General features: G+C 40.6%; 20 protein-coding genes. 8 read left to right on the top strand and 12 right to left on the bottom strand.

The genetic code is table 11. The features are described 5' to 3' along the window. Positions 1-58: 58 nt before the first annotated feature. The gene (locus tag L3V38_RS11875; RefSeq protein ID WP_237119529.1) at positions 59-1,738 is read left to right on the top strand and encodes a diguanylate cyclase; all 1,680 of its coding nucleotides are present in this window, start codon (positions 59-61) and stop codon (positions 1,736-1,738) included. Between the two features lie 174 nt (positions 1,739-1,912). On the opposite strand, the gene L3V38_RS11870 is transcribed toward L3V38_RS11875, so the two are convergent. The 7 genes from L3V38_RS11870 to L3V38_RS11840 form a co-directional block, all read right to left on the bottom strand. After that, positions 1,913-3,580: an asparagine synthase-related protein gene (locus L3V38_RS11870; protein WP_237119528.1), complete on the bottom strand. Its 1,668-nt coding sequence runs from the start codon at positions 3,578-3,580 to the stop codon at positions 1,913-1,915. Between the two features lie 107 nt (positions 3,581-3,687). Next, positions 3,688-5,571 carry a propionyl-CoA synthetase gene (locus tag L3V38_RS11865; protein ID WP_237119527.1) on the bottom strand — a complete coding sequence of 628 codons (1,884 nt, stop codon included), beginning with the start codon at positions 5,569-5,571 and terminating at the stop codon, positions 3,688-3,690. Between the two features lie 118 nt (positions 5,572-5,689). Continuing rightward, positions 5,690-6,076: a hypothetical protein gene (locus L3V38_RS11860; protein ID WP_237119526.1), complete on the bottom strand. Its 387-nt coding sequence runs from the start codon at positions 6,074-6,076 to the stop codon at positions 5,690-5,692. Further along, positions 6,073-6,378, bottom strand: coding sequence for a hypothetical protein (locus tag L3V38_RS11855; RefSeq protein WP_237119525.1), 306 nt, complete (start codon positions 6,376-6,378; stop codon positions 6,073-6,075). Before L3V38_RS11855 ends, L3V38_RS11860 begins: the two co-directional genes overlap by 4 nt. Positions 6,379-6,657: 279 nt before the next feature. After that, the gene (locus L3V38_RS11850) at positions 6,658-8,697 is read right to left on the bottom strand and encodes a S9 family peptidase (protein ID WP_237119524.1); all 2,040 of its coding nucleotides are present in this window, start codon (positions 8,695-8,697) and stop codon (positions 6,658-6,660) included. Between the two features lie 79 nt (positions 8,698-8,776). Next, positions 8,777-10,009 carry a TMEM143 family protein gene (locus L3V38_RS11845; protein ID WP_237119523.1) on the bottom strand — a complete coding sequence of 411 codons (1,233 nt, stop codon included), beginning with the start codon at positions 10,007-10,009 and terminating at the stop codon, positions 8,777-8,779. Between the two features lie 314 nt (positions 10,010-10,323). Beyond that, positions 10,324-11,106: a hypothetical protein gene (locus L3V38_RS11840; protein WP_237119522.1), complete on the bottom strand. Its 783-nt coding sequence runs from the start codon at positions 11,104-11,106 to the stop codon at positions 10,324-10,326. A gap of 421 nt (positions 11,107-11,527) precedes the next feature. Here L3V38_RS11840 and L3V38_RS11835 point away from each other — a divergent pair, with 421 nt between their 5' ends. Both L3V38_RS11835 and L3V38_RS11830 read left to right on the top strand, forming a co-directional pair. Then, positions 11,528-12,436, top strand: a complete 909-nt coding sequence (locus L3V38_RS11835) for a GGDEF domain-containing protein (protein ID WP_237119521.1) — start codon at positions 11,528-11,530, stop codon at positions 12,434-12,436. A gap of 58 nt (positions 12,437-12,494) precedes the next feature. Further along, positions 12,495-13,079, top strand: coding sequence for a VTT domain-containing protein (locus L3V38_RS11830; RefSeq protein ID WP_130151173.1), 585 nt, complete (start codon positions 12,495-12,497; stop codon positions 13,077-13,079). Positions 13,080-13,164: 85 nt separating this feature from the next. Here L3V38_RS11830 and L3V38_RS11825 read toward each other — a convergent pair whose 3' ends face one another. Both L3V38_RS11825 and L3V38_RS11820 read right to left on the bottom strand, forming a co-directional pair. After that, a complete protein-coding gene (locus L3V38_RS11825; RefSeq protein ID WP_237119520.1) occupies positions 13,165-15,093 on the bottom strand; it encodes a phytase in 1,929 nt (642 codons plus the stop codon). Between the two features lie 57 nt (positions 15,094-15,150). Beyond that, complete coding sequence (locus tag L3V38_RS11820) at positions 15,151-17,451, bottom strand: TonB-dependent receptor (protein WP_237119519.1); 2,301 nt, start codon at positions 17,449-17,451, stop codon at positions 15,151-15,153. Positions 17,452-17,735: 284 nt separating this feature from the next. Between L3V38_RS11820 and L3V38_RS11815 the strand changes: the two genes are divergently transcribed. The 4 genes from L3V38_RS11815 to L3V38_RS11800 all read left to right on the top strand — a co-directional run bounded on the left by L3V38_RS11815 (position 17,736) and on the right by L3V38_RS11800 (position 22,114). Next, positions 17,736-18,653 (top strand): GGDEF domain-containing protein, encoded by a 918-nt coding sequence (locus tag L3V38_RS11815; protein ID WP_237119518.1) that lies wholly within the window; start codon positions 17,736-17,738, stop codon positions 18,651-18,653. Further along, positions 18,637-19,635, top strand: coding sequence for an AraC family transcriptional regulator ligand-binding domain-containing protein (locus L3V38_RS11810; RefSeq protein ID WP_237119517.1), 999 nt, complete (start codon positions 18,637-18,639; stop codon positions 19,633-19,635). The genes L3V38_RS11815 and L3V38_RS11810 overlap by 17 nt, the downstream gene beginning before the upstream one ends. Positions 19,636-19,720: 85 nt before the next feature. Further along, positions 19,721-21,073, top strand: coding sequence for a magnesium transporter (locus tag L3V38_RS11805; RefSeq protein WP_237119516.1), 1,353 nt, complete (start codon positions 19,721-19,723; stop codon positions 21,071-21,073). A 135-nt stretch (positions 21,074-21,208) separates the two neighbouring features. Then, positions 21,209-22,114: a tetratricopeptide repeat protein gene (locus L3V38_RS11800; RefSeq protein WP_237119515.1), complete on the top strand. Its 906-nt coding sequence runs from the start codon at positions 21,209-21,211 to the stop codon at positions 22,112-22,114. Here the strand turns inward: L3V38_RS11800 and L3V38_RS11795 are convergent. The 3 genes from L3V38_RS11795 to L3V38_RS11785 are packed head-to-tail and all read right to left on the bottom strand — an operon-like array spanning position 22,111 to position 24,949. Next, positions 22,111-22,659 carry a hypothetical protein gene (locus L3V38_RS11795; RefSeq protein ID WP_237119514.1) on the bottom strand — a complete coding sequence of 183 codons (549 nt, stop codon included), beginning with the start codon at positions 22,657-22,659 and terminating at the stop codon, positions 22,111-22,113. The genes L3V38_RS11800 and L3V38_RS11795 overlap by 4 nt on opposite strands. A gap of 60 nt (positions 22,660-22,719) precedes the next feature. After that, positions 22,720-23,415, bottom strand: coding sequence for a response regulator transcription factor (locus L3V38_RS11790; RefSeq protein WP_237119513.1), 696 nt, complete (start codon positions 23,413-23,415; stop codon positions 22,720-22,722). 4 nt (positions 23,416-23,419) lie between these two features. Beyond that, positions 23,420-24,949 carry an ATP-binding protein gene (locus L3V38_RS11785; RefSeq protein ID WP_237119512.1) on the bottom strand — a complete coding sequence of 510 codons (1,530 nt, stop codon included), beginning with the start codon at positions 24,947-24,949 and terminating at the stop codon, positions 23,420-23,422. A gap of 174 nt (positions 24,950-25,123) precedes the next feature. On the opposite strand from L3V38_RS11785, the gene L3V38_RS11780 reads away from it, so the two are divergent. Beyond that, complete coding sequence (locus L3V38_RS11780; protein ID WP_237119511.1) at positions 25,124-25,996, top strand: intradiol ring-cleavage dioxygenase; 873 nt, start codon at positions 25,124-25,126, stop codon at positions 25,994-25,996. Positions 25,997-26,045 lie beyond the last annotated feature (49 nt).

Here is a 26,045-nt window from a genome sequence, read left to right as displayed (position 1 = left end):
TATCTAAAATAATAAATAAGGCTTGCTTTTTCGTGCTAGCCAGAGAACAAGGCATGCTATGACATTCAGTGATGGTTATGAAAAAATAAAGTCCCAATTAGGCTTTGATATAGCAGAGTCAATATTAGAGTGTGGTGACGCAGGCATTTGGCTGTGGAACGTACAAACAGGTGAAACCGTTTTTAATGAAAAATGGGCAAAAATTATTGGTTTTTGTTTAGCTGATTTACAACCTGTTTCAATTGAAACGTGGTTAAACCACGCTCATCCTGATGATTTACCCCGTTCACAAGCATTATTAGAAGCACATTTTAATGGCCTTTCAGAACGTTATATCTGCGAAGCTAGGATGAAACATAAAAATGGGCATTGGGTAAAAGTTCTCGATAAAGGTCAAGTAAAAAGCTGGGATAAACATGGCAAACCTGAGTGGATGTTTGGTGTACATATTGATATTACCGAGCAATGGCAAAAAGAGTGTGAAGTAGAATCCTTACATAATAAATTACAAAGGTTTACAGATAACTTACCTGGCTTTGTGTATCAGCACGTTATAGATAAATATGATAACGAATCATTTCCTTTTGCCTCTTCTAAAGTGAAGGACATTTACGGCTGCTCTGCTGAGCAAATTCTTCAAAACGCTGAGCTGGCCATGCAAGCTGTCCATCCTGATGATCTGCAACGTGTTGAGCAAAGTATTGCAGATTCAAAAACAAATCTCACTCAATGGCATCAAGTGTATCGTATAAATCATCCAATAAAAGGGGTTATATGGGTTGAAGGAAAGTCATCACCAATTGCTCAAAGTGATGGCAGTATTGAGTGGAATGGTTATTTAGAGGATGTGACAGATGAGGTTAAGCGTAATGAAAAAATAAAGTTACTCACGGCGGTCTTCTCGACAACAAGTCGGGGGATTTTAATTACCACTCCCGAGCCTAAAATTGTTGATGTAAACCCTGCATTTGAGCGTATAACGGGTTATAAAAAAGAAGATGTTGTTGGTAAAAGTCCCGCAATTCTTTCAGCAAAACAACAACCCGCAGAGTTTTATGCAGCTATGTGGAAAGAGTTGCTGTTGTCAGGTCGCTGGCAAGGAGAAGTATGGAACAAGCGTAAATCGGGCGAGGTGTTTCCTGAAATGTTGTCGATTGATGCACTTTATGATGAAGCTGGCTGTGTTAGTCATTATATTGGTGCGTTTGATGATATTTCTTCGGTCGTCGAAAAACGTCAGTTTTTGACAGAACTTGTAAATCAGGATCCACTGACAAAATTGTTGAACCGGCGAGGCTTAGATATTCAGTTACATGCTTTTATGCAAGATAAGCAAGGCACACAGCACTTTGCGATTATCTATATTGATTTGGATAACTTTAAACTCGTTAATGACACATTTGGTCATGAGCAAGGAGACAACTTACTTATTACGATTAGTGAACAGCTATTACTCCAGCTGCGAGAACAAGATATTTTAGCCCGTATTGGCGGAGATGAATTTGTAATTGTGCTACCAACACTAACTAAGCTCAGCGTATGCCAAGAAATTGCACTGCGTTGCCAAAAAGCCGTAGAGTATGTTGCCCAAAGCTATAAAACGGCAATATCAGTAAGCTCAAGTTGTGGAATTGCGCTTTACCCTGAAGATGGTAAAAATGCTAAAGAGTTATTAGCAAGTGCTGATGAGAAAATGTATAAGATGAAGCTAAAGAATAAAGCCTCGCCATGCGGTTAAGATCTCATTTGTAATACACGGCCAGACTTTATTCAAATTTGCTTTATATTCAGTGTCATCACTTTTGTTCTTATAACCAATAGCATGCCAAGTTGCTTGTTAAAATTCATCTTTACTTAGCCTACAAACAACGTGCTGAATACGATAAAAGGCAGCAGAGAAAATGTTTGCTTTTTACCACTGGCAAAACCGTTGGGCAATACGAATATTTGATTGTGCGTTCTTTAAATGCGTTAACTGAAGTAAACATAAAGCGGTAAAGTGACTGCGTTTAATCAGCTGGTGGCGATCAAAGCGCATAATTTCATACCACAGCTTAAAGAGCTCATTAAAACGCATCAAATTCTTATTGCTCAATTGCCATTGTGATTGATAGTCTACCTTGATCGGGCAGGGAATGTGCCCTGGATAGGCTTGCCATGGTGCAAGCATTGCGCGTGGATAGCTGGTTTTTAACCAACGCTGATAAAAGCCATGCCTACGTACATATTCTACTGGTACTGCAAGAGGGTACTGTAATACTTTCCACGAATAAAATGGATGGAAAAACTCCATTTTAAATTCGCATACTTTTTCGTTTGGAATGCTCAAATGATGGTGTTGATCATTGAGCAGTAAAAATAGCTGAAATGCTTTTACGAGAGGGAGTTCTGCTAATGGTTTAAAGCTGAGCTTCAAGTTATCAATAAGCTTTTGTTGCAATTGATTGGCGTTATGCACAACAGATTTTGGTAAATAAGCATATTGCTGCTCCAAATATGCTTGAATTAGCTTATCAAGGTCGTTTTCTTTTGCTGCTGCATATATGTTATCACCATAAAAAACAGCACCTAGGCCAACACTGCCGCCATTACCAGACCAACTTATCTGTGGCCTTGAAACGGTTTTATAGTCATTATGTTTAGCTTTGCGCCAATGTTTACCAAGGCGCTGTTCAACGGATAGTTTTTGCGTGTCGTGCACTTGGATCACTTCAAGTTCAAGTGCGTTTTGAGATGCATATTGTTTCGCGCAATAGAGATCTTGGCTATCTGATTTGGAAAAATTAAACGACTTTAACTGTACGCCTTGACGTAGTAATTCACAATTTATGAGCCGTGAATCAAGGCCACCAGAGAGGGTGCTCAGTACTTTTTTGTCAGTGTATATCGCTTTTGATACGACACTTTGAAATGCCTGCGTAACGCCTGCAATAGCATCGGGGATGGGCATATCTTGTTTAGCAAGCATCACCCAATCAAAGTATTTCTGTTTTATCACACCATGTAGTGCATCAAAACGTAGAATTTCACCAGGGTATGAGCACTTAACCTTTTTATAAGGAGTGTGATCAAGTAACGGGTAACCCAGTACTGCAAGTTCTGTGAGCGCTTCGGCATCGCTCTCAAGTTTAATGCTTAACTGTTTAAATAAATTTAAATTGGTAGAGAAAAATAAGCCACATTCAGTTTTTAATGTGTAAAAAGGTTTTAAACCAAGGGGATCAGTGGCGAGCACTAACGTACCTAACTGGCTGTTAAACTGGCAAAAACTGAATACTCCTTCACACTGCTGCAAGCACGTGCTGAGTGATGTTGTTTTTGCCATAGTCTGTAAATCATCACTACGAGAGCTTGTTAGTAATGGGTGACCAATTAGCGTTGCAATTTGCGACTCAGTTTGCAACCAACTTGCTTGTTGGTAAGCATCAAAGTCATATTGAAAAATAGCGCCATTATCACAATCATAGCGATGAACATCAGCTTTTCTATACTGATTAAAAACAGTAGCTAGTTGATTTATATAATGAAGTTCTTTTTTACTAAGAGTATTAAATTGGATATAACCTGCGATAACAGCCATGTTAACCACCTTTCGTTTATTAGCTTAATAGGAAAGTTGCAAAGCACAGGCCAAAACGAAGAAAGGCCTTTCACTACAAGGCCTTTGGGTAACATTACAAAAGCAAATCAGCGACTGCGTAGTTGTTGGTTGATTTCATCAAAAATGCTCGCATCATCAATGGTTGAGGGAATTTGCAGCTCTTCACCATCTACCAATTGGCGCAAGTTCTTTCTGAGTATTTTTCCAGAGCGGGTTTTTGGTAGGCGTTCAACGTGCAAAATATTCTTTAAACAAGCAATGGCTCCTATTTGATGCCTAACCGAATGAATAAGCGCTTGCTCCACCTCTTTGCTGTCGCCCAAATAGTCATCTTTTAGCACAATCATTGCCATTGGCAGTTGGCCTTTTAATGTATCGTTAACGCCAAAAACGGCACATTCGGCTACAGCAGGGTGGGCTGCAACAATCTCTTCCATTTCTCCGGTTGATAAACGATGCCCTGCCACGTTAATAACATCGTCCGTGCGCCCCATAATGAATAAGTAACCGTCATCATCGATGTAGCCGCCATCACCAGATAAGTAATAGCCTGGATACTCACTTAAATAACCCGCTTTAAAGCGCTCATTATTTTGCCAAATAGTGGGTAAGCAGCCAGGGGGTAAAGGCAGCTTTATCACAACAGCCCCATTTTCGTTCGGCGCACAACGTTCGCCATTCATATCTAAAATTTGTACATCAAAGCCAGGGGTCGGCACCGTCGAGCTTCCAGGCTTTGTAGCAAGCTGTTCTATACCAATAGGGTTACAAGCAATAGCCCAGCCCGTTTCAGTTTGCCACCAGTGATCAAGTACCGGTAATCCGGTGTGTTCTTGAAGCCATTCGTAGGTGGGTGGATCGAGCCGTTCACCCGCTAGAAATAAACGCTTCAATGACGACGTGTCGTACTTTTTAAAGCCTTCTGCGTTAGGATCTTCTTTTTTTATTGCTCTAAATGCTGTTGGGGCACTAAAAAGTGCTGTGACATTATATTCGGCAACAACTCGCCAAAAGGCACTGGCGTCAGGTGTTCTAATGGGTTTACCTTCGTACAACACCGTTGTACAACGATAAATTAATGGGGCATAGACTATATATGAATGACCTACTACCCAGCCGATATCTGATGCAGCCCAAAAAACCTCACCGGGCTTCATGCCATACACAGTTTCCATGCTGTAATGCATAGCTACCGCATGACCGCCATTTTCTCTAACAACGCCTTTTGGTGTACCTGTTGTGCCAGAGGTATAAAGAATATAAAGGGGATCGTCCCCATTCACTGCAACAGGTTGAGCTTCTGGTGCATTTTCACTTGCCGATTGCCAATCAATATCACGGCCATCTTGCATTGTCGCAATAGCTTGTTCACGTTGAAACACAATGCAGTGTTCGACTGGGTGTTTTGCATTGTCTAATGCTTCATCGAGCAGAGGTTTGTATTCAATAACGTGATTAATTTCAACGCCGCAAGAGGCCGTAAGCACCAGCTTTGGCTTCGCGTCGTCAATACGTACAGCAAGTTCATGTGGAGCAAAGCCGCCAAACACCACAGAATGTATTGCACCAAGTCGTGCGCAGGCTAGCATACCAATCACTGCCTGTGGGATCATGGGCATATAAATAACGACTCGATCGCCTTTTGTCACGCCAAGGGATTGCATGAGACCCGCAAATTGAGCCACTTGAGTTTGTAACTCGCCATAACTGTATTGTTGTTTAGTATTGGTAACAGGGGAGTCGTAAATAAGCGCAGTTTGCTCAGCAAACCCTGCCTCGACGTGCTGGTCAAGGGCTAAATAACAGGTATTCAGCTTGCCGTCGGCAAACCAATGATAAAAATCGTTTTTGTCATATTGATACGGTTCAGTGGGTGCATTAAACCATGGGATTCGTTTACTTTGCTCAAGCCAAAATTGGCCTGGGTCGCGCTGAAATTGTGTATAGTGTTGTTTATATTCGCCCGCCATGATGAGGCTCCTATATTTTTAGTGAGAGATGTTTACAACATGTTAAAAATATAGGGCGGTTTTTGATTAAATAATATGCGACCTTGGTCGGCAGTAATTCAACGCAGAGTATTAAATACTACTCTTTCGCTGAGGCTTTACTGCGTGGTGCGCCAAGTAAAATTCCAATGTGACAAATACATACGGACAAAAACGCACTTAACCCTAATGCTCCACCATAGCCATCTAATAGTGGCACTAAATACTCAAATAATATTGAAAAAAGCAATGCCGAGATAGCGAGTGTAAAAATTCCAAAGCGTTTTGGGGCACTCATACCAATAAACGTACCGCCAAAAAAAGCAATGCTATACAGCTCAACATCTGGTGTAATAAAGTACAGTACACAATATGCAATAATTGATAATGATGCAGACGCTCTAATACCGTCAAAGCGATTATGATGAGCTAACAAGTAGGTTGCAAATGCCGCCAGCACAACAAGTAATATAATGACTAAGTTCATGCAACAACTCCTTTAGCTAACATGTAAAGCGCAACACTGGCAAACGCTATACTACCTAATCGCCCACCAAAGCCAGCAAATAGGTTCATGGTTAAAATGTATAAGCATGCACCTAAAAATGAAATAAGCCCAAGCTCCCAATAATTTGCAACTAAGTTTGAAGAGCACATACCCGCGAAACTACCCGCATAAATAGCTGAGTAAGGGTGGGATTTAAAATACCTTGGAAAAGGAATAAAGGTACCCAGTAAACCAGCCCCTGCCGCTGCAACAACAATCGGTACGTTAAACTTGTCGTGCAATATAAAGCTTAAAAAGCAGCCACAAAAGAAACAAATATACTTAACTAAAAAAAAGCTAAAATGAGAGGACAAGGTATGAATATAAAGTTTAGAGGATTGTCGAAAGTGCGGCTTGAGCGGTTTCATACTTACTTTTAGGTAGTTACAAAGGCGTTAATTTTCACATTTTATACTCATAAAGTACAATGTGAAAAAGCGCAGTCAATTGGCAGTGCTCAACTTGCGCTTAGCCGTGATTATTTTTAAGCAGGCGCGAGAGCAACGCGCCTGCTTAAATGATTACTTATGATATTGCTTGAACCACGCAAGCGTGTATTCAATTTTTGAAATCATACGTGAAGGGCGACCTGCAATACCGTGAGGAGAACCTGGAACACGAATAAGCACGGTATCTACTTTTTGTAGTTTTAGTGCTTGATAGAATTGCTCTGATTCTGAAATAGGTGTGCGGCGGTCTTCTTCACCTGTCATGATAAGTGATGGCGTGGTCACGTTACCCACTAATGAAAGCGGTGAGCGTTTCCAATAGTGCTCAACATTGTCCCAAGGCATACCCGGAAATTGGTTACGAATTTGGCCAATATAGCTGTCGGCTGTCAGGGTTTTACTTAACCAGTTGATCACCGGTTTAGTAATCGCCGCAGCATTAAAGCGGTTTGTTAAACCAACTGCATAAGCCGTTGCAATACCACCCGCTGAACCACCAGCAATAAACAGGTTATTTTTATCAATAAAGCCCTTTTCAATCATCGCATCAACCGCTGAGTTATGATCGGCAAAGTCTTCCTCTGAGCTGTATTTACCATCAAGTAATAGCGCAAAGTCTTTACCATAACTTGTTGAGCCACGGTAGTTTACATACACAACTACGTAACCTTCTGCGGCATAGCGTTGTAACTCAGCAGTAAAACTTGGGCCATACGCAAGGTGTGGGCCGCCGTGAATTTCAACCATTAGTGGGTATTGTTTGTTTTCATCAAAATTAGGAGGGGTGATATACCAACCTTGGATTGCTTGGCCATCGAACTGAGACTTAACATTCAACTCGTGTACTTTACCGAGCTTTTTATGGCCTAATACATCTTCATTTAATGACGTAAGAGTTTTGCTTTTACCTTTGTAAAGGTAACCTAGATCAGCAGGGCGGTATTCACTGCCTGTTGTAAAAGCAACGGCCCCATTATTTGCCATGCTAAAACTACCACTAATATATGGGCGGCCAATTGATGTACCCGAGAGCGTGTCCGTTAAGTCAGTAACTTTGCCGCGAGTAGAAACCTTAGCCAATTTACGCTTACCAAAGTCATCATACTGAATGACAAAATCGCCATCACCAGACCACTTATAGTCTGCAACTGAGCGGTCTAGCTCTTTGGTAATATGATTAACAGACTTATCGTCTAAATCAAGCATTGCAAGGGTTGAGTTAATGTAAGGCACGGGGGCATTGTCGCGAGCGATAAATGCAAGCTCGTCGCCATCTTCACTATAATGAGGATTGGTTTCTCGCCCTGGTTGGTCGGTTAGCTGAGTTAGTTCAGCTGTTTTGATATTAATTTCGTAAAGATCAGACTCGGTGGTGCGGTATTCCCATTCACTATTTCGATCTGCTGAAAACGCGAGTTTTGTATTATCAGGGCTCCATGCGAGTGGACCTCGATGTTGATAGTCGCCAGAGGTTAATTGACGAGGTGTGCCGCCCGATACAGGGATAACAAATACATGACGGTAGGCAGGTTCAAGCATACCCGCACCATCCGCTTGATAACGTGCTTTCTCGATTACTTTTACAGGTTTTGACCAGTCTGCGCCTTTTGGTTTTTTAGGAAGTTTGACCGATTTAGCAAAGGCTGTTTTGCCTTCAGGGATGTTCATCGTAAAGGCGATTTGCTCTGAGTCATGAGACCAAGTTAAATTGCCAACTGATTTTGGAAGCTGAGTTAAGAGGGCTTGTTTGTCTTGCGCTAACCAATAAACATGTAATTGATTAGAACCACTTACATTGCTGGTAAAAGCAATTTTTTTGCTATCCGGTGACCAAGTCGGTTGGCTGTAACTGTGTTCATCAGCGAAAAGAGGTGTGTGCTGACCTGATTTTAGATCGTATAGCCAAAAGCTACGTTTATTACCATCTTTCATGATGTCGTAGCCGCTGCGTACGTAGACAATTTTCTTCCCGTCAGGACTAATTTGTGGGTCGCCAGCGTACTCTAATTGAAAGATATCCTCAGAAACAAACTTGTCATTTGCATAAACATGGGCCGTATTCGCAGCACATAGCAAGCTGACCCCGATTATCATTGTTTTTTTAAATTGCATGGTATGGTCTTTTTTATTTGGAAAATTTCATCCTAGAAGTAGACCTTTATTCACGCAAGCTCAATGAGATAAAGTAGCATTAACCAAAGGTGAAAAATCCATCCCAGCGCGCATCTAAACGTTGCTTTGCTGTTTTTAAATCAACCGCTTGATATAAACCGTGAGTTTCTTCAACAAGGTTGAGCTTGATGAGTTTGCTAAGTGCATCGTCAATTTCAAAGTCGAGTTGGCATTGCTGAGTGCTGTAAAACCATGCTTCAATGCGTTGATCTAATTGGACTGAGCTAATTGCTTCATCTGCTTTGAGTAAAAACGTATAAGCGAGCAGGGCTTCTTTTACATCTTCCTCTTCGGCTGCATCTACTAAGGTATGAAAGACGCCCGCATTATTATCGAGATTTTTAAAATATAAGTTATCTGCCAAGGCTTTCATAAAGCGAATTTTACGGTTTTTAAACTTGCTCCATTCCTTAAAAATAAAGCTGCCAAATACACCCATACCAATGGCAAAAGTAATAAAGTGCTGTTGGCTCATGTGGACTTCTTCGCTGCGCCAGCCTCCCCAAAAAGCAATCATGGCAATTAACAGTAAAATAGATGCACCTAATTTAGTAACCAATACCACAGTTCCGCCTACCAAAGCTGAAGAGCCAATAATAAGTTTATCGATAGGGCGCATTTTCACTTCGCTATTTGGAAATAGCATTTCCAAGTCAGCTTTAGGAACATTCTGAAATAGCTTAACAATGGTTGATCTAGGCTCAAAACCCATAGGCTTTTTGCCCTTCTCTAAAAAATACTGTTCATCTTTAAAGCGAATGAATATGGCAACACGATCGTAATTAGTAAACTGAACTTGCTTTTTTCTTAAGCCCCACCAAGTACGTAACGTTTCTGTTTTTTGAGATTCTCCACGGCGATAAAACACCACTTCGGCAAAGTCATCAAACTCCACAGCTAAACGTACTTTAAAAAGCGACTCTTCATTAAGTGCTTCTTGTAAGTCCTGATTGGTGATGGTTTCATAATTTGCTGCATTAAGCACAGTGGCAAACTGTTGCGCGAATTTAGCTTGGTGCGCTTTACGTGTTTTATCGTCAATCGGGTTTAACAAACGTGTGTCTGCATTGGGATCAAACGGGGCATAATTATTTTTTAATGACTCTAATAGGTCATGGTATTGGTAATGAATAACACTTTGCAAAATAGTCGAAAATTCAGCGAATGACTGATGATCCTCTTCATTTAGATAGGCTTGGCACAGGGAGATAATGTCGTATTTACGAAAAGGAATAAAGCGAGCGTTCGTCATTACTAAATAGCGAGTTATTAAATATGCTTGGCATCATAAAAAAATAATCACGTAAATGCGATATTTTAAACTGAATAAGGCTTAATTTGGGACGTTGGAGTGTTAATCGAATTTGATAGTCGCTTAGAACTCCAGTACGTAAATTACAACAGATAGGTGGTAGTTTATTAGGCAAAACTATGACTTTATTGCCAAACCTTAAAATTCGACGAACACTCCGTATCCCAGCGTATAGTTTCTTCAATTTTAATGCTTTCGTTGATAATTTAGTTAATCCTCGCTGTAATCAAGGCTTTTTTGTCCTTGGGTTATGTTTATTTCAAATGGAGTAAAGTGCCATTGTAAGTATATGTTAACCACGAAGCCAAAATCGCTTGGCCCACAGGGTTGAGTTCTTTAAACCATTTGATAAGGTTATCTGGAACTAACTCTTCAAGGCTTTCATTTTTATGTAATAGGCTCCCAGCTAAACTATCAGAAAAATTTAATAAATGTCCGAGAGTCTGTTCACATTTGATTTTTCTCTTAATAACTTTTTTCTCTATTCCATTTTCAGCTAAGATTCTTTCCACTTCAGAGACTAAACTTTTTCCATTAAACTCAATGGGATCTACCAATATATAAGCTACATATTTCCAATCAATACACTCAGTTGAACTTGAAAACTCTAAACCTTGAGAGCCTTTATTAGGGTAATGAACTTTATCTTTTTCAATAAAAAAATCAGCCAAAGTTGAGAGGGGGATATCATGTTCATTTGGATTGTATTTTTGTTGGCTAACACTCACTTTTGTTACTCTAACATCATCAAGTTCACTCAATACTTTCTCAGAAAGGACGATATTGATAGGGCCAAATGCATTAGGAACGCTGTTTGCAAATTGACCAAAGCGGGCGCCTAAGTCAGTAAAGTTTCCAAAAGTTCTATCCCAGCAGCCTAGTTTGATGTCCTTAGGATCTGAAAAAAAACGTGTGAAGTATGGATTAGCTCTTGATAAACGCTCTCTTGAAAGAACCCCACCTTTTTTTGCATACGTTTTAAAGTCATTCAAAGATATTGCGTGGTATAGCTTTGTATTTAAATCTGAAATACTCAATACTTACTCCTTTAAGTTCTACAGTTTGTTAATGTAAAGTTCCGATAAGTCTCTGTTTTACCTGAGTAGATGACGAGGCTTGTTAATAGTTTTGTTTATTCATGTTAAAAGTTATCAGCATTTTTTATTAATGACAATTAGATTATGGTCTGTAGTGGGTTAGAATAAGGATAGGTGTTAATTAACTTAACTCTCTAAGCTAAGACAGCTGTGCCACAAGCAATATCCTATAAGAGCTAAGCACATCCCTTTAAGCTCATTGGTTCTACTTTAGGTAATTTAAATCATCCTGAAGGATTGCTTTTAGATTAATTACTCCATTCCAAATACTGTTTTTCTCTGAAGATTTTTGCAATTTTCTGTACTTATTTTGGCTCTTTGTTACTGTTTTACTCACTTGCCGTCATGGTGGTTGTGCTTGATGAAAAAAACAATGATACCTGTAGAGGGCGGTGTTAACTCCCCACCGGCTTCTAAACGATTAAAACAATGCTTTATTAGCTTATTCATTATCACCTTGTTGGGTGTAGTTGTTGGTTATTTGTCGATTTACAATCATCTAGAGGCAGATATTTACATAAATGGCGTACTGTCGGATGTCATCAATTTATTCATTCTGATTTTTATCTTTTCTTTTGTGCAAACCTCGGCAGTTGTCAAAGTCAGCTATCTATTTTTAAGCAGTGGTATATTTCTATGGAGTGTCGGGTTAACGTTTGATTTTTTAGATGAGTTTGTTTATCAGCCTAAGTGGATAGGTATTTACGTTGAAGATATGTTTAGAACAATCGGCATGCTTATTACGGGAGCAGGGCTTTTTTTGGCGCTATCAGATTTATCTAAAGCACATAAAAAGTTAGCTGATGAACTAAAAACAGATGTACTAACCAAGGCTTATAACCGCCGCTATTTCTATCACTTTATGCAGCAAAACCAAATAAAAAAGCATAGTCTAGCAATAGTGGATATTGACCACTTTAAAGCAATTAACGATCAATACGGGCATGATGTGGGCGATCAAGTGTTAATTGATTTTGTTGATAGGTGCCAGCAGAAGCTGGATCCTGCGATTTTGTTTGCTCGTATCGGTGGTGAGGAGTTCGCCCTCTATATACCAACAGATGATGTGCTACAGCTAAGGAAAATATGTGAACAATTACTGTGCTTAGCAAGTAATGTGATGGTTACACCTAATAAAGCATTAAGTGTAAGTGTAGGCTCCGCAATCAAGCGTCACGCAGAGACTTTTGGCTGTACGATGAAGCGTGCCGACCAAGCGTTATATAAGGCTAAAAATGAAGGGCGAGGACGCTATAACCACACTCCGTAAGGGACGGTTAAGGATTTTTGCTGTACGCTAAAATGAATACGACTCTTAAGGATAGATGATGGCAATAGGAAAAAAGCTTAAGCAAAAAACACGGCAGTTTGTTGATTCTAAACATATGCTTAAATCGATTACGGTGGCATCCTTTTTAGAGTCAACCATAGTACCCATCCCGTTAGAAGCGGTGCTTGTTCCTTTAATGCAAGCGCGCCGTGAAAAACTTTGGCTTATTGCGCTAATGGCGACTGTTGGTTGTATTATTGGTGCAGTATTTGGCTATGCCTTGGGTTATTATTTGTTTGATATTGTTGGTGATTGGGTCATAAATACCTTTTCGAATCCAGAGCAGTTCGAACAAGTGAAGCAAAAAATGCAGTCACAAGGTTTTTGGTTTGTTTTAACGTTAGGTATTGTGCCCATTCCGTTTCAGATTGCGATGCTCGCTGCTGGCGCCACGAAATACTCCATTGTATTGTTTTTATTAGCGACGGTTATTGCCCGCTCAATACGGTATTTTGCTTTAGCTGCCGTAGTATATTATGCGGGTAATCAAGCTGAACGTATTATTCAAAAGCATAAAACCAAGGCGCTTGTAGGTATCTCTATTCTGGTCTTGCTGCTTTGGTGGTTAAGTACACTGATTTAATTCTTAGCGCTTGATTTGCTGTAAATTATAGAAATAAAAAAGGTGCTGAGTGACCTCAGCACCATCACTAAGTTCAGCAACTTCATTATTTAAGTGCTTTTTTTACTTCACGCCAGTCAATAATTTTAAAGTTTTGCGGCGCTTGTGGCATTCGGTTATACCCATCTTGCACTATGAGTACACCTTCAGGGTAACCAGGTAAAGATGCAGGTGTAACGGTTAAGCCATCAGTTTCTGATACACCGTCAATGGTTTGTTCAAGGTTATTGCTTATTGCAAATTTACCCGAAAATTCAAGGCTAGGTGTACTACCATCAATTATTTTATAGAGCACATATGTATAGTCACCTTGGCTAGAAACCACTAAATAACGGGCATCTTTAGCGTGGTAGATTTCCATGCCTTCGATATCATCCACCAGTATATCGTTTACGGTTTGTAGCATAACAGGTTCACTGCCAGCGTTTGGCTCAGCACCTATAAACCAAATACCTTCATCTTCTTCGCCTAAGAATAGCTCTGCGGTTGTATCATCAGCACTACAACCCTCAGGTTGGCTTGGAACACTAAATTCACGTACTAGTTGTGCTGATACACCCTCATTATTACCAGTTAGTTTATATTGTTGAAAAAGCCCCGATTTATCATTCATAAACACATAGTTGCCTGTGTTTGATGAATACATACACATACCGTAAATTTCTTTTAGAGTAGTTGGCAGCTCAGCTAAGTGTTGTACTTTATTTTGTTTATCAACGGTATACACACTAATACTGTTATAAGTACGATTACTGCCTGTGATCCACGTATTTGTAGAGTTATCAATGCTTGAATGTTGGCGTACATCTACATTATTTAATCGGCCTGTTTCCAGCGCTTGTAATTCTTTTCCTGTAAGATCGTACACCATCAAGCCACGACGTTTATCAGTACCCAGAATTAAGCTGTTAGCTGCATTATTAGGGTTAACCCAAATAGCAGGATCATCGGCGGCATCACCAAAAGCACGCACTGCATCGGTTTGTGCTTGTGCATGGATATAAGTAATAGCCGATGTTTTAGCCTTGTTTTGTTGCTCTGGCAGGGCGTCGATTTGCCCCTTAAGATAATGACCTGATTCATCATCGTAAAGCACGATATCGGTTTGATTGCTGTTAAAGCGTATTGCAGCAGATTCAATTGCAAGTTCATCTGCAAATTGCCAGTTGTTAAAGCGCTTTGTTTTGCTCTCAAGGCGGTGCAATTGGTTATTTTCTGAGGTCGTGAACCATAAGCTACCGTCACTTGTTGTTGCTAAACCGCCAACCTCTGGGGCTAAAGTGCCAAATGGTGCCATCATAGCAAGGGGTTTTTTATCGGCACGAGATTCGGCATCAGCGTTAATTTGCCAAATGCCTACTTCGCCTTCACTTACATAAAGGGTTTTACTGTTATCATCAACCGCACAGCCTGATGTTTCACTAACCCCTGCAAATTCGCGCAATTCAATATTTAATGAGCGCTTATTTTCAATATCAAATACTAAGGTTTCACGAATAAGGCCACGAGCGTCTGCTACAAACGCCGACACAGCTTGAGTCGTTGGGTTTGCAAATAAGCACACTGCCTCTGGTTTTGCTTTTGGTGGTGTAATACGGCTAATTTCAGTTAACTGCCATTTCGGTGTTTTTTGTAAGCTAAAAATAACCGCTTGGTCAGTTTCGTTATCAATACTCGCAACGAGGTAGTTATTATTATTGATTGATTTAACAGATAAGGCTTCAAAATTCCCTTTTTTAAGAATATGCGTAGCGCCTTTCGCATCTATCAGTTGTAAGCCTTGGCTTTGTGAACTTAATAGCCAAGCGTCATCAGCAATGGCTGCTGCTTGTGAGCCTTGCATATTTTCAGTTGTGCCAAAGGCAGTTAATTGGTTTTTACTTGGTGCCTCGGTTGCCGTTGTTTGGCTACAGGCTGCGAGGGTGCTTAGCAATATTGCACTGGCAGCAAGGTTTAGTGGTTTTGTAAAATTCATGGGATCCCCAATTATAAAACAAGGCAGCAGTGAGCTGCCTTAATAACTCTTTGTGTATTAAAACGCGTAGCGCAGCATTAACTGAATGACTGGGCCTGCTTCTTCAGATTCCAGTTCATACTCGTCAAAGTCGCGGTTAATTTGGTCATCAACGGTGTCGAACTTGTTAAAGCTCTCGTCTTTGCTTGCATCTAGTAGGTTTGAACCCACTAAACGAAGCGTGACGTCTTGCCAGCGTTTTTCTACGAATACTTCAAGGTCTGCGCCGTAGTGTGTAGTCACTTCTTCACCCACGATACGACCATAAGCATCACCTTGTTTACGGTAAGTTGCACCGAATGAAGCGCCTAAATCAGGTAGGTCTTGAATAAAACCAACGTTAAATACATAGTCAGATTGGTCGTTAAATTTACGGCTACCAAAGGCGTCATCTACTTCTGAATCAAGCCATGAGTAATTAAAGAATACCCCAGTGTTTGGCATGCTAAGGGCCGAAAGAGGGGTTGATAAGTCAAGTTCAACCCCTTTTACAGTACCATCACCTGTGTTACGTGGTTGTAATATATAGGTGCCTTCGCCTTCTGAGCCTTCTACGCCAGTATTCGCAATTTCAATAAGGTCAGAAACATCACGGTAGAATACATTGAGTCCCACTACGCCGCTTTTACCTAAGCGATACTCATATCCTAGGTCTATACCCCACGATGATTCTGGCTGAAGGTCTGGGTTACCTAAAAAGTCGTTATCGCCTAATTCTTTTTCAAGTAGAGCTGGGGTGATGTAATCAAAGTCTGGGCGGCGTAAGCTGCGTGCAACAGACGCACTTACACGGCCGTTTTCAGAAACGTTGTAGCGTAAATGGGCTGACGGTAAGAAAAAGTCGTAGTCATTGTCTGCGGTTACACCTTCAGTTTTATCGGTAATGTTTGAGTCGGTTGACTCATAACGCACACCCATTTCCCACGAGAAATCTTGATCTTCGTGTTTTATCAGTGCAAACACATCTAAGCGGTCTTCTTTTAGTGTATTTACACCGCCAGCCGCTGCTTCAAACTCGTTGTTAAAGCCTGCCAGTGACAGTGGTGTTTTGCTGAACTGATCCCAGCTTGCAAAGTTTTGTTCGCTTTCCCCTTCGGCTTGATAAACCGCTGTATCACGCTCTTTACCTTGTAAAAATGCACCAAATTGAATGGTTTTATTTTCACCTGCAAATAGGCTGTGTTGCCATTGCAATGACCACTCTTTATCGTCAATATCAACGGTTTCTTCCTCTTCTTCGAATACCATAGGAAGTTCAGAGGTATCAATTTCTACTTCTTGCTCGTATACAGACTCTTCAAAGCGTGCAAAGCCTAACTTGAATTTACTGGTGCCACCAAAGAGTGGTAGCTCATAGCCTGAGTTGATGTTGTAGTTGGTTTGATCAATATAAGACACATTGGCATTGTCGGTTTCAAGATTGCCCCCTTCAACAATCGAATTGCTGGTGGCAGTTGGGTCATCGTATTCAAATGAACGTTCATCTTCTGTTCGGTCTGTATCAACCCAAATAGCGCTTATATCGAATTTACTACCATTATCAAAGGCGATTTCGTAGCTGGCATTGAGTGATGTATCGTCACCGTCGCGGGTGTCGGTTTGATCTTCGCGGTTATCAAACTCTTCCATTTGATAATTGGCGTTATTTTCAGGACTGTCGCCATAGCGTCGGCTTGATTTTTGTTTTGGGTTATAACGGCCTTGTAAGTTTGCACCAAGTAATAAGCGGCCACCTACAAACTCAGTACCGTAAACGCCTGCAAAGCTTTCTTTTAATTCGCCATCGTCATAACGTAGGCCACCCGCACGCAAATAACCGCCATCTAAACTGTAGCCATCATGAAGAACGATGTTAAGTGTACCTGCAATCGCATCGGCTGAGCGGTTTGCACTTGATGCACGAATAATTTCTACACGCTCGATTAGCTCAGCAGGAATGCGGTCAACAAAAAATGAGCGGTCTGCACCTGCGCCTGGCACTTCTTCGCCATTAATAAGCACCTTCGTATAAGCAGGGCTCAGGCCTCGCATACGTGCTCCGTCTGACTCTAAAACGTCAGACAAAAACGTCACACTCGGTACACGCTTCAATGCGTCACCTGCGGTAAGTGGTTCAAAGCGCTGGAAGTATTCTTGCGAATACTCAAGTGTGGGTGCAAGTTCTTGTGAACGGTTGCGATAACCAATTTCACCATACACAACAAGCTCTTCAGAGACTTTTACTTTTTTCTCATCTGTCGTTTGTGCATCTTGTGCACAGGCACCGAATTGACATAAGGCGAGGGCGCTGACTAACGCCTTCGTTTTAAATTGTTTCATGGGTTTGCTCCTGGTTGTCCTTGGTTTTGAGAGCAAACTACCCAGCTTAAATGACGCAAATGTGACAAAAAACCGCTAACAACCAGTAAAAACAAGCAATTAGAGGTGTTTTAAAAGCATTTTGAGCCGCAATCACCCCATTCAATTAAAGTAAATACAACGCTTAAAGGGTTTAAAAAGGGAGCATTGTCGTTTTGCTGTCACATCATTGAGCTAATATGACCCTGCTGCTTTAAATGCTAACGGGTTAGCATGGCAGTGTGATTTATTGTTAGGTATAGAGAATGCGATTTAACCCTTTTACTCATCATCGATTGTTAACCAATGTTGTGATTGCCCTGTTTGTAATTGCATTTTTGCTAAGCGCACAAGCAGGGGAGTTAAAACCACTTGCCGATATTGCATGGTTAGATATTTTAGGTGAAGGTGGCATTGTGTTGATGACACTGACATGGATTGCAGCACTGCTTATTTCAAGGCCTCCCAGTAAAGTCACCACTTTTTTAGTTTTAGGGCTTGGGCTTTTTATGTTTTCAGCCTCTTTGGATTTATTTGATGAATGGTTACATCAACCAACCAACACTTGGCTAACATGGATTGAATCTTTACCTGCCCCCATAGGGATGATTTTTACAAGCATTGGGCTATATCAATGGCACAAGGAGCAATATGTATTAAATCGCCAACTAAAACGTCGTGAAGCAATGCATCGCGAGCATGAGTTAGTGTGCTCGATAACAGGGCTTTACAAAGCCAATTATTTGCAAAACGTACTGAAAGATCAATTAACTGTGCCACAATCTTTGCAGTTGGCGGCAATTGATATTCGAGACTTTTCAAACTTTAATGCTGAATTTGGCTTTATGGAAGGCGATCGCTTATTGAGCGAGGTAAGTGAACTGGTGTTAATGAACTGTCGCTTGAGTGATGTTGTATGCCGCTATGCAGGCGACTGTTTTATGGTGTTGATGCCAAATACAACTGAGCAGCAAGGCAAAGAGCTGGTAACGCAAATAGTCGCCGCGCTGACACATTGTGCTTTTAAAGTTGAAGGCGCTAAACAGGCTAAGTTTCAACATGTTTCGTCTGCTTTGGTGAGCCGAAAACAAGATGATTCAGCGCACAGTTTGAGCGCTCGCTTGCATACCCAGTTACAACAACAAAAACAACAAAGAGTGAGTCATAGTGAAGCCGTATCTTAATCAAGATGACAAATACCTAACTGCACAGGGGCTTATTACCACGCTAGTAGAGCTTGCTTTGAGTCGTGGAGTGGAGCTTCATAAATTACTTAGAGGCACAGGGGTGTTTGAGCAAGATTTAATGAGTGTGCAACATCAGTTTAGTATTTCACAGCAAGTACGTTTGCTGGCTCAATTTAAGGTCTTGATGAAATCCGCGGACAGTGGGTTTTTGCTTGGCAGCCAGCTTGCTAACGATACCTCCGTTGCCGCCCAAGGCGTACTGCAAAGCCCAAGTATTGGTCAGGCACTTAAGCAATTGCACACGCTGCGTATGCAATTGGCTCCGTTATTGTTTAGCTATAGTTATCTACATAATGAGCAATATCATATTGTGCTGCAAAACGCTGTCGGCCTTGATGATGAAATGAGCCAATATGTTATGGAAATTTACAGTGCAGCGTTTTATCAAACCCTTAAAAAAGTAGCGGGCGAGCGCATTCATTGCCAATTTGATTTTGCTTATAAACGTGCCAGACATAGCCAAGAATACGAGCAACACTTAGGCCTAAAAGTCGCGTTTGAAAAGCCAATAACACAATGGATATTTAATAAAGAAGTATTGCGAATGGAAAACCCTGCTTTTAGTAGTTTTCGTTTTTCGCAAATTAACTCACAGCTTGCAGCATACAATTATGCCAATACAACGTTTGTCGAGGCTGTAGGGCGATTAATTTATCAAAATCCTGCTCTTAACTTAGATCAAGTGGCTCATGTTTTTGCCATGAGCTCAGCAACCTTTAAACGTAAACTCAAAGCGCATAATGTGCGTTTTTCAGCATTGTATGATGAGCAAAGTAAGCGCAAAGCGATTTACCTACTTGCCATGCGAAAGCAATGCAATGAGCAAGTGGCTATGCGCTTATCGTTTTACGATATAGCAAACTTTAGGCGTGCGTTTAAACGCTGGACGGGGATCACCCCAAGCCAATTAAAAATTTAGTTTAAAAATAAATTTATTGAGTAGCAGTTATTTTTATAAAGCTAGGTTAGACTGTTGTTATTGATGTATTTAACCGAGTTTGCAGATGATTGAATACCCTGTTGACCAACTTCCGCAGCTCATTGATGAGCTATTACAGTGTGATACCACCACGCGTAAAAACAAGTTACTTGCTGATGCCAAAGAAAAACTCTCTACAGAGCATCTTTCGCTTTTATTTGAAGCCTTACCTAAAGAGCAACGTTTAGAGATATGGCAGCTACTTGATGAAGATACACAACACGAAATTTTCATTAATTTAGGTGGTGATAGTTGTCGTTGGCTATTACAAAGCTTAGATGAAGCTGAGGGTTTCAAGTTACTTGATGAAGTCAGTGTTGAAGAGTTACTTGAACTTGAAGAAATCATTCCTGAGCGGTTTGTTGATTATGCCCGTCGCCAACTCGATGAAGTTCAAACAAAACAATATGAGTTAGCACAACAATATAATCCAGAACAATTAGGTCACTGGTTAGATTTTGATGCCTTAAAAGTGTCGGAAAAGCTCACCGTAGCAGGTGCCCGTAAGATTTTTCAAAAAGGATTACCGCAATATACCGAAGTTATTTATTTAGTGAGCCGCAAGGGCACATTGATCGGTGAAGTGGCAATCAATACTCTATTTAAAGCCAACGATAACGACAGCTTACTTGATTACGCGAACCTTGATGTGTCGGCTTTGCATGCGGATGATGACCTATACGAAGCTGCTGAAGTGGTTATTCATAGCGAAAAAATGGCCATGCCGGTGGTGAATGCCGACAACAAACTGCTAGGCCGCTTATCAGTGTCATCGGCGTATGAATTGCGCCAAGAAGTAACCGACGAAGCCGCTGCTAAAGCCGGTGGTCTTCGTGAAGACGAAGATCTGTTCTCAAGTGTAACAAAGTCTGCAAAAAACCGCGGTATTTGGTTGGGTATTAACTTGGCTACTGCGTTTTTAGCCTCTTGGTTTATCGGCTTATTTGGCGCGACCATTGAGCAGGTTGTAGCACTTGCGGTATTGATGCCTGTGGTTGCGTCGATGGGCGGAATTGCAGGAAGCCAAACATTAACGGTTATTGTGCGCGGTTTAGCACTAGGTCAGGTGACAGACTCTAACCGCAGAGCATTATTGAAAAAAGAGCTTAGAGTGGGGGCATTAAATGGGTGTGTATGGGCGTTTGTAATTGGTGTGCTCACTTACTTCTGGTTTAACGACGGCATGCTGAGTTTAACAATTACGATTGCCATACTATTAAACTTAGTTGCTGCATCACTATCAGGTGTAGTGATCCCGTCTATTTTGGATAAACTTAAAATAGATCCCGCACTTTCGGGCTCAGTTATTTTGACTACAGTTACTGATATTGTCGGCTTTGTCACTTTCCTTGGTTTGGGTAGCTTACTGCTACTTTAGCGTCAAAAAATAAATAAGAAGCCTTTATAAAGGCTTCTTGTTTAATTACATTTGTAACAATAAATTAAAAAATCACTGTCAAAATTAATTCTTTTTTGTTACTTTTTATGTGTGTACTCACTGAGAAAGTAGTGAATGAAAAATAGATTAATGCTGTTATTACTCGGTTTGTTGCCTTTTCAGAGCTGTGCTTCTGAAAACTTCAGTGACCATGAGGTTTATTGCGCGCAGCAAAAGCAATTAAGTTGCCTAGACTATATCAGCCTACAACTCAAAAACAGTGAGCATCATTCAGACCGTTGGTATGAAATTAAGTCGTATCAGTTTGATTATTATTATGATCAAATGGACTTTCTTACCTTAAAAGAACATACCGAACCTTTCATTCAACTAACTGAACTGCCTCAAGTATTTCAAGTTCAGGTGTACTTTTATTATGCTAAATCAATGCACTACCTCGGGGAGCATGAAGTCGCTCAAAAGTACGCAACTAAAGCGTTTGAAAAACTACAGGCTATTTTTGACTCGTTTGGTAATCCAATGCGTATGGTTGAATTGGCAAATTTACAGCATGTATTTGGTAATAAAGAAACGGCTTTACAAATTCTTGATAAAGCCGAGCGTCGATTTGGTAAGAGCAAAGACCCTATTTTTCATTTTGAGTTGTCATCAAACAAAGCCCATGTATTTCATTCTTTGGGTGATTTAGAGAGTGCTTTGATCAGTAGAGAGGCCGCAGTTGACTGGATTTTAAAAACCAGTCATGCCCGTAAAATAACCCTTGCACTAGGGAACTTGGCACGTACTCATCAATTATTAGAGCATTACTCAAAAGCGGCGCATTATTATCAACAAGCACTTGAGCATATGAGTGAATCGACTGATCAACTTATTCTCGCTATCTATAAGTTACGTTTAGCTGAGCTAAACTGGCAAGCAGGTAATCATGAGCAAGCTGTTAAGTGGTTTAAGCAAGTGCATAAAGACGATATTCGTCAAACGCATACCGCTCTTTATACACAGCTTAAAAATGCGCTTTAGATAGAGTAAAAGCAGCCTGATTTTTCAGCTTCGCCTGGCGCTAAAATTTGCAAATGAGTCGATTCACCCTGCTGCATCATAGGTTTCATAGCCTCATCAAATAACTTAGCCGCTTTTTCCATTTGTTTAGCTTGCTCATTTAACGCTTTAAAGTCGGCATCATGAGAAGCAATGAGCGAATCAAGTTTATGAGTTAATGCATCTTGCTCTTTTAATAAATCTTTGTTGATTCTTAAGTGGTCTTCGTCTTCTACCACGGCCTTTTCTGTAATTGCTTCTATTTGCTGTGAGTATTCTGTGACTTGCTGCTCCATATCAGTAAGGGGCAGCTCCAGTGATTCAAGCTTTTCTTGCTCACGCTTTAATTGTTGATAGGCGGCGATTTGCTCGTTGTTTAACGTGCCTTCACGCACTTTTTTACAGTCCTTAAAGGTAATAACACGGTAGTTGTTATCGTCAATTGTTGTGCTTGCGTTAGAAAGACCAATACAAGCAGTGGTCGCTGCGGCTAATAGAGCTGATGCTGTGATGCGTACTAAATTCATAATGCTGTCCTTAATGGGTTGCGTTATTAAGTTAGTCGCAGCAAGTGTGAAAAAAGTTGGTTAAATTTTAAATTTATAGCCAACACCATAAATCGACTCAATATAATGATTTTGAGGATCTGCAACCGTGAGCTTCTTACGTAGATTTTTAATGTGAGAGTCAATACTGCGCTCATAGCTTTCAAAGTACTTACCTTGTGTTAGCGTGAGTAGGTCTTGTCGTGAGAATACCTTGTTGGGTGATGCGATTAAAATTTTCAATAAACTAAACTCATTGATGGTCAGTTTTAGTTCTTCATCTTTTACCAGCACTTTGTGTTCACTTGGGTTTAGAACAATTGTGCCTGCTTGAAAAGTGCTGCGGGTGTTAGTCGGCATACGGCGGCGTTTTAAAATTGCTTTCACTCTTGCCATCAGCTCTTTTGGTTTAAAAGGTTTAGTCACGTAGTCGTCTGCACCTACATCAAAGCCAATTAAATGATCAATTTCTTCTACGCGAGCGGTAAGCATTATTATGGGGACATCGCTGGTTTGTCTTATTTTACTGCAAAGCTCAATACCATTAACGCCAGGTAGCATAATGTCTAAAATAATAAGGTCAGGATTAAGCTCGTTTACTGCATTGAGAACCAAGTTACCGTCGTGTATTAAACTAGTTTGATACCCTTCAAGGTACAGGTATTTTTCGAGAAGTTCGGCAATTTTAGCTTCATCTTCAATTATTAGTATGTGCTGCTTAGCTTGGTTTTCTGACATATTATTACGCCTCTCGAAGCGGTAGTTTTAGCGTTATACACAGACCGCCAAGGCGGCTTTTAGTTGCATTTATTTGACCTCGGTGGGCGAGAACTATTTTTTGACATATTGCTAAACCAAGGCCAAAACCACCTGTTTTGCGGTTACGTGAGCTATCTGTTTTAAATAGTCGATCAAATAGCTTGTCAAGAGCATCATCAGGTACCCCAGGGCCTGAATCCTCGATAGATAAAAATACATGTTGCGTGGTTATGGTTAGATCTAGCCACACGGTTTCGTGCTCGTCGGTATAGCGTAAATTATTTTCTAAAATATTTTGTAGTACTTGAGTCAGACGGTTTTGATCAGCGTTGATCATGACTGCTTGCTCAGGAAAAGTGGCATTGAGTGTGAGGTTCTTTGTTTGAAACTTTAGTTCATATTTACGAGCCAATGAAGCCGTTAATGCTTTAAAGTCTATAGCTTGCATTTGGTAACTAAAGCTGTGTCTGTCTAGTGTGCTCACCTTGTGTAAATCATTCACCAACCGGCTCAATAAAGCGACCTCTTCTTGTAGTGAGGTAATGGCTTTTTGATTTGGTTCGATAATACCGTCATTAATGGCTTCGAGTTCGCCTTCTAAAATGGTTAGCGGTGTACGTAATTCATGTGAGATATCCATAATCCACTGGCTTTGTTGAGATTCAAAGCGTCTTAGCTCTGTAGCAATACGATTAAAATCATCGGCAAGCGTGGCAAATTCATCACTAGTTTTAATACTGATTTTAGTATCAAACTTACGTTCGGCAAGCGAGTTTGCAGCTTGCTTAAGCTGACCAATTGGATTCGTAAAGTGACGTGCAAGTAAGTAACTAAACAATAGCGAAAGTAGTAATCCAATGCCTGCAGCCCATATACTTATATTTATTTGAGTATTTAGATAATGCTTAGTGAGTGCACTAAGGTGACTTCGATTGGCATGTAATTGTAGTTTAGCGACCAGTTTTCCGTCTAAGTTGATCGCTTGCTCATTTATAATCTCGGTTGTGATGTTTTGGCCAATTAATGTATTGCCATTTGCATCCACTAAAGTTAGTCGTTTTTCAAAAGGAATAAAATTGTCGGCCATGGGGTCACTATGTGGCGGAGGCCTCATACCTTCAAAGCTGGGAGGCTCACCCAATGCGGGTGGTTTATTAAATTTATTCGGGGGTGGTCTGTTGTTCGCCATCTCGGGGGGCGGCATTTTTCCATTAGGAGTGACACCTGCATTAATGGGCATAGTTGGCGAAAACAGTAAGCGGCTTGAATGAAAATTGCGATTTATTAGCTCATACCACAGTGCTTTTGAATCGATAAACATACCAATGGAACCCGTTTGTTGGTACTGCTGGCTAATTTCTGTAGCAATACGGTGAAAGGCTTCGTTATCTATATCTGCAAAGATATTATTAAGCATGCGCTTGTTAGCCAAGGCATTTAAACCAAACATAGTGAGTACAAGTAGTACAATAATGATTAGGTTAGCAATAAATAATTTGTGAATTAACTTCATAGTTCTGAAAAAACAATACGGGCAATCTTCACTATAATGCAGCAGCTTCTATGATGTCTATTTTATGGCATATTGTTCATACACACTCTATAGAAACACCATCATTTCTCCACATTATCTCTACATTTGTTCATTAAACTTTGTATCGTTTTCGCAATGTTGGCAAAGAGGTAGATGATGAAATTAAAACCAGAACTATATTCGCGCAGAAAAATGCTTAAAACTTTGGGGGTATCTGTTGCAGCTGTGCCTATGCTTGCGTTTTTAGGGTGTAATTCAGATGGCATGGGATCAGTGCCTATGGCTGACTCTAATACCGACACTGATACAGGCTCAAACGACACATCAACGCCCACGAATGACAGTGACTATGTTGCTGGCACCACGGCACTCATTACCGAAGATTTTCCGGATGATAGTCTTTTTGCTACGGCTTCCTCTTGTGTTGTGGCGCTAACTAAAGCAACAACCGAGGGACCCTGTTATTTTCAAGCTGATTCAGATGAGGATATTTCTCAGGGGTTAACTGGTCTGCCTATGATGCTTTGTTTACAGCTTATTGATAGTGACTGTAACCCGCTTGCTAATCATGAAATTTCGGTATGGCATTGTGATACGCGTGGTATTTATTCTGCAGATACAAGTAGCAGTTCAGATAGCGGCCGTTTTGCTGGTGACTTTTGTACCGGAGGAGATCAAGAAGCTGAGCGCAGCACTTGGTATAGAGGTTCATTAATTACTGATAGTAGTGGTCGAGTGAATTTTAAAACGCACTTTCCAGGCTGGTACTCTGGCCGAACAATTCATATTCATTTTAAAGTGACAAACAATAATATGGACTCGGTTATAAGCCAATTTTGTTTTAGTGATGAGTTTGCTAAAGAAATTTGTACAACCCATAGTGAATATAAATCTCGTGGTGAACAAGATACGACACTTGCAAGTAACGACAATGTATTTGGTCGTGATTATGAACAATTTATTATGAATACGGCAAAAAATAGTGATGGCACGTTATTGGCGTACCATACTATTCAAATAAGTTAATTGATCATTGTAGGCTAGGGCGTGTTAGCACTGGTTGCTTTCACGCCCT

The organism is Pseudoalteromonas sp. L1 (assembly GCF_021728095.1).
Classification (GTDB): Bacteria; Pseudomonadota; Gammaproteobacteria; order Enterobacterales; family Alteromonadaceae; genus Pseudoalteromonas.
This window is presented reverse-complemented; position numbering and strand designations above follow the sequence as displayed.